At 42.4% G+C, this 5,662-nt stretch carries 7 protein-coding genes and 2 pseudogenes; all 9 read left to right on the forward strand.

From position 1 onward, the window contains the following. Positions 1-391, forward strand: a pseudogene (locus LC608_RS36005) (hypothetical protein); the annotation flags it as partial. 122 nt (positions 392-513) lie between these two features. Beyond that, a complete protein-coding gene (locus LC608_RS36010) occupies positions 514-1,242 on the forward strand; it encodes a DUF5895 domain-containing protein (RefSeq protein WP_229558078.1) in 729 nt (242 codons plus the stop codon). A 132-nt stretch (positions 1,243-1,374) separates the two neighbouring features. Further along, on the forward strand, positions 1,375-1,629 hold the full coding sequence (locus LC608_RS36015; protein ID WP_229558079.1) for a hypothetical protein: 255 nt from the start codon (positions 1,375-1,377) through the stop codon (positions 1,627-1,629). Positions 1,630-1,879: 250 nt separating this feature from the next. Next, entirely contained in the window at positions 1,880-2,152 is a 273-nt protein-coding gene (locus tag LC608_RS36020; protein WP_229558080.1) for a hypothetical protein, read from the forward strand. Between the two features lie 601 nt (positions 2,153-2,753). Continuing rightward, positions 2,754-3,278 carry a hypothetical protein gene (locus LC608_RS36030; RefSeq protein WP_374108500.1) on the forward strand — a complete coding sequence of 175 codons (525 nt, stop codon included), beginning with the start codon at positions 2,754-2,756 and terminating at the stop codon, positions 3,276-3,278. A 231-nt stretch (positions 3,279-3,509) separates the two neighbouring features. Then, positions 3,510-4,145, forward strand: a pseudogene (locus LC608_RS37420) (hypothetical protein); the annotation flags it as partial. A gap of 112 nt (positions 4,146-4,257) precedes the next feature. Next, positions 4,258-4,707 carry a DUF1257 domain-containing protein gene (locus LC608_RS36045; protein WP_229558083.1) on the forward strand — a complete coding sequence of 150 codons (450 nt, stop codon included), beginning with the start codon at positions 4,258-4,260 and terminating at the stop codon, positions 4,705-4,707. A 2-nt stretch (positions 4,708-4,709) separates the two neighbouring features. Beyond that, the gene (locus tag LC608_RS36050) at positions 4,710-4,916 is read left to right on the forward strand and encodes a DUF2997 domain-containing protein (protein WP_229558084.1); all 207 of its coding nucleotides are present in this window, start codon (positions 4,710-4,712) and stop codon (positions 4,914-4,916) included. Between the two features lie 478 nt (positions 4,917-5,394). Continuing rightward, positions 5,395-5,553: a hypothetical protein gene (locus LC608_RS36055; RefSeq protein ID WP_229558085.1), complete on the forward strand. Its 159-nt coding sequence runs from the start codon at positions 5,395-5,397 to the stop codon at positions 5,551-5,553. Positions 5,554-5,662: the final 109 nt, after the last annotated feature.

The raw sequence follows: 5,662 nt of genomic DNA on the forward strand, positions 1-5,662 counted from the left end.
CCCACTTGCTGAATGGGATTTCACCCTGCCGAAGTGGAATATGCCTGCTGCCATCTGTCCAGATTGTGGTGGACATGGGTGCGGTAACTGTGGGTATCGCGGTACTCGTGCAGAAGACTTGTGTACGCCAGTGGACAGCTACCGACTGACTTATGTAGGACGCACTGACCTTCAGACGGCTCACAACGTATATCTAGATGGTAAGTTCTTGGGAATTGTCTTCAAGGTCAGAAACGCTGATGAATTATGGGAAAACGACCTCAAGACTTACTATTGGCGCTGTAATGATGGAGTCCAGTATTGGAGTGTGAAAGAGGCTGTAAAGGTGCTATCCAGAGCAACTGCTCCGATTGAACTGCCGCAAGTTCGTCGGGAGTTGGTAGCGGCGTAAATAGAATGGTGGAAGAAAATTCTCTTCCACCACTGTTTTAAAATCAGTGCCATTCGCCACCCAGGATTAAAGCTTCGCTTATTTTTTGCGAAAACTAACATTAGAGAAAAACGGCAGCTACTATGACAGCTTTTGACTTTGATTCTGCTGAACATAAGGCATACGAAAAGACCCCAGCAGCCAAAAGTATTCCTTCACCCGCAGGCATTTGGATTGCTTACGAAAATCAACAATTAGCAGGATGGTACAAAAATAAAGAACTAGAAGGTGGGAAAGAGTATAAAGTTCTTACTAACAAGTTGGACGAAAACGACGAAAAGATAGGCATTCCTGGCGCTCTCTATAGACAACCACGAATACTTGTGATTGGGCGATCGCCTCTACTATACGGAAACGATAGAAAGGTGATTGGAGTTTGGCGTAGCAGTGATGGTTTGGACAAGAACGCCTACAAATTCGGTAGGCGGTATATGGTGATTTTCGTCGATGCCCAAAATCAACCTCTTCATATCGCACCAGTACAAATAACTGCTTGGGGAGTGTTTCAAGTTTCGTTTGATCAACAACTAATGGCATTCCGTGAAACCTGCGAACAAGCTTATGCAAGTTTTCAAGGCAAACATCACCAACCAAAGAATTTGCTTTGGCATTCGATGTGGGTATTTTGTCCCACATTGAAAACAGAGAAACGTGAGAAAGGGGGGCAAACTTCCAATGCCTGTGTATGTAGCGGATACGAAAAGCCAACTGCGCCCGACTGGGAGAGTTATTGTATTGGCAAGAAACCAATAGCTCAAGAAATTGCCCTTGTGCATAATTCCATCAGCAGGGCGAACGCACGGTATTTCTGAAACCCTTACTGGGTAAGGATATTGACGAAAAAATAGGCTAAATTTAAAAACGCCGAAACCCTTGCTATTAAAGGATTCTTATACTTTAGATGCGTTTGCCCTGATTCCATCAGCGATTGGTGGAAAAAAGGATTGCCTAACAATAACTTACCAAAGCATACATCTCATGCACTTGATCGCGATCAATTGATGATGGAGTCACAACGATTGATTGAAGCTTTAGGTTGGAAAGAGGAAAAGGGCAAACAGTTTCTCATAGATAACTATGGCAAAAAAGGAAGACAGTTATTAACTAACGAAGAATTTGCTAACTTCATCAACAAATTGCAGTCTATGCAAGCAAATTATGACGATGAAGTTGGTTACTGGGAGGATGTGCCTTCTTAATAACCAAATACTTATTGAGGTGATTGCAGCAATTGCGTTCGCCTTTATTCTTCCCTACTTGAAGGCAAGTAGGGAAGCATATTTGATCAGTTCTCAAGTTTTATCTACAGCTAATAAAGAAGGGAAAGGGGAACTGGGGTTGGGGAAAAGGTAAAAACCTTGCTTTTATAAGGATAATTTAATTCATGAATCCCTTTCCCCTTTCCCCCTCTTTTGATTGGGCTGTATTTCAATCATTTAAAATACCCCCATGACTATTACAATCGTTCATCCTAGTATCGAAAACTTACAGCAGTTTTCTGACTCGTTCGACATTGAGAAATTATTGCAATCTGAGGGAGTTCTGCCGTGGCTTCTAGCAAATGGCTGGAAGCACGACGATGAATCGAGTTTGATTGCAAATATTATCGATGAGTCTACAAGCCTGGATCAAGTTTGGGAATCAGACGAGTTTGATTTTACGGATCTGCCTGATGACGAAATAAAAAAACTCAATCAAATCTTTGAGCATTTCTATCTGTAACATTTGTCACTCTCAATCAATAATTAACGCAGAGGTAACGAAAATGTTAACGAAATAAGAATCAGATTATGTGTGAAAAACTCTACAGTCAGATTTAATTAGTCTGACTGTAGAGAAAAATCGATTCCACGATAAATTATGGCACACTTCACTGCTACTAAAATGGAATTAAATTTGATTAAGGTTTACGATACAACGCTATTAACGCTCATCGAAGGTTTACCAGATTAACGGTACACTTTCTCGATATTTGGGTGATGAAGGTACTATAAAACATCCACAGTATCTGTTTCTACCTCTGCCAAATCAAAAGAAAAAAGCCAGCTTTCGACTAAATCGAAACAAACTCATGACTCGTTGTTATGAGGTCGAAGGCATGGTTTATAACAAGCCTGCGGCACAGGATAATTCACAGCAACTTCAACTATTTTGAGTTATGTCGATACATAAACCACCAGTCATTAAAAGGCATATTCGGCTACAAAATGGCTCTACAAAAGTAATCTATAGAGCTATTACAGACATTCGCTCTCTTGAAAAATCACCACAAAGAAAGCTTCGCTTAATCGAAAGTGAAAAATAATGATTGAGGTCAATAATCATGGTACAAGCAATCGACAACCCTATCGCTGCGAATTTCCTGACTGATGCAGTAGTCGAGCGCCACAATTTCTCGCAGTTAAATAAAACCCGCATTCGCTTTCGTATCCAGCTAAAGAAAAGTACAAAGTCTGCCGCCCCCAAATGGGCAGATGTGCTAAAAGCTGAAGTTTCTGAAATTGAATCAGACCTCGTGAAAGTTACAAATTCCGAAGTTGGTTTGCGGGGTATTAAGGTATTTAAGAAGCTAGATGAAGCATCTGCTCAACTGCGTCAAGAAATTGCTTCAGTTCAAGAGTGGATGTCTGCTGATACTGGTGACTGGGTTTGTCCGATTGATTTAGCTCCACTCGTTTGGAACCAGTTAATCAATATTAGGGATAACGTAGCTCCAAGTTTACGGAATCAGCTAAAAGTTGATTACGAGGTGGGACTTGTAGATGTGACTGTAACCATAAGTTTGCCGGGGCGGCACGTTTATGCTTTCAAATGGACTTACGACAGCTTGGATTTTTGGGATTTTTAAGAGACAATCTTGCTACTTCAGGTATTTGAGGGTGCATAATCCCTGAACTTTCGGCACGTTTATGCTTGATTTTTAAACTTTCGGCAACTTTTTGGTTTCAAAACTAAATGCTTTGACTGCGTTAGCGAAGCTTAACGAAGTTATTGCGGAACGTTAAATCAAGCCTTTTCGCTTATCCTGCGGCAAGGTTATGCTTTCAAAGGCGGCAAACTTATGGTTACAGTGACAGTAGATTACCAGGAACGGATTGACCAGTTCCTCTCACTTAACACTTGGGAATTAGCACAGGATAAGCAAGAGTCAGTCAAAGCCAACTTGTTAAAAGCATTCCCGACTCTGACCGACCTTGAAGACTATTTGCAAGTCGTTATTGGTCGTCCGGTGATCATACCCGCTTTGTCCGAACAACTTAATCAGCAGCAAGCCGAGTGTCTTGACCAGATTACCAAGTTCATTTAACAGTATGACCAAAATTTGGAGCAAAGGCTACGGGAATCTGCGATCGCTGGTGGTGAACAACTCGCCGCCCAGTTGCTAGAAGAGTTAGCCGATTGGGAACCAGGACGCAAGCCCATACAATTTAAAAGGAAAATGGAGCGCCATCTGATGAAGGTTCAAGTGCTACTGGCAAACGCTTCACCGGAGGCAGGCAGTAGCTTGGAGGCAATGATGGCGCACTTGGATTCTATCGTTAACGATCCAGCGATTGAGTCAAAAAATCTTGGCAGTGATGGGCGCAGTCAGTTGCAGCAAAAGATGGATTCTATCCGCGCCAAGTTGTTAGACGAACAGCGCAATCTCCAAGAGCTAGCAACTGGTGAGTTGGGTTTATCGAAAGCTACCGTGATGTCGTTTAAGTTCCGGTAAAAAACAGTCTTGGGCGAGGGTGCATTCGCTCAAGACTAGCATTTTAAACGAGAAATGGATATACACCTCACAAAGAATACCGCACTTCTACCACTACAGGAACAAGATTCTCATGTCACACTTCTCAACAGTTAAAACCAAGCTCACCAACCGCGAATGTCTGGTACAAGCTTTACAAGATTTGAAGCTATCACCGCAAGTTCACGAAACAGCACAGCCACTAAAAGGATACTACGGTGGCTCTCAAGGAAAAAGCGCTGAAATCATTGTGTCTGGTCGCACCATAAAAGCCCGTGCAGATATCGGATTCAAGTGGAATCAGTCAAGCGGCGTGTACGAGTTAATACACGACCGTTATGAAACAGTTCGGAAGCTGGGCAAAGACTTTTTCAGCAATAAACTAATGCTGGCTTACGGTAAACGTTTGGTAAGAGCTAAAGCCGCCGAGTTACAAGAAAGGTTTGGTGAATGTGCGATCGCTGAATCAACTAAGGGAACTGTGCAAACCCTACGCCTTACCTTTGCTGGACATCAAGAAGTTAAACAATTTGTACGGAGATAATTATGGAATGCTCAATATTGATTCATTTCGACAATGCTACAGGTGAAGTTCGCGTAGAGGCTGAGGGATTTGAGGGGCTAAGTTGTCTTGGAGCTACGCAACCGTTTGAAGAAGCACTTGGAGTTGTGGAGGGCGATCGCATCTATAAAGAAGAATCAGCACCACAACTTCGTACAACTTCAACTCACTCTATTCGCTTACGGCAGTAAATCAGGGAAAAGGGGAACCGCGACCTAACAATTCGCAATTCGCAATTCGCAATTCGCAATTGAAAATGCGAATTGTGAATTAATTGATTAATTGCTTAAAAGTGCGTACAAGCCCCCACCATACCGTAGGTTGGTGGTCTTCAATTAGTGGTGGGTGCAAGCCCCCACTAATCAGGGCGAACGCACGGCATTTCTGAAACCCCTGCTGGATAAGGATCTTGACGAAAAAATAGGCTAAAGTTAAAAACGTTGAAACCCTTGCTATTAAAGGATTCTTATACTTTAGATGCGTTTGCCCTGCCCCACTAATTGTCTTAATTGCGAATTGCGAATTCACAATTGCGAATTGTTTTGACGATTGGGTTCCCCCAAGAAATTTTATGTACCTACCTAAAGAGTATCCTTTCATCCACATTTACGCCCAGCAAAAACCACGCTTTTTCCGTGATCATCAAAGCGAATACCTTTATGTTTGTGTGTGCTGCTGAATGCCATAGTTACCGCAATTGCTTTCCAAGAGAACAACGGTACATCGGAAGTTTTTGACGGCGATGCCGAAGTTTATGAGGTAGTCGTCAAAGTGGTCAACACTCATGACGAGTTATTTCCAGTTCCTTATGCAATACTGCTCGGTTAAGGAGAAATAGAGGGTAAAACAAAGAAAATAGTGTTCGCGAATTGTTTACGCGAACAAGATGATTGGACTTACTTTTTCTCTTTGAGGCTATCGTACAAGTCCACCCAAT

The organism is Nostoc sp. XA010, from assembly GCF_020829625.1.
GTDB lineage: Bacteria > Cyanobacteriota > Cyanobacteriia > Cyanobacteriales > Nostocaceae > Nostoc.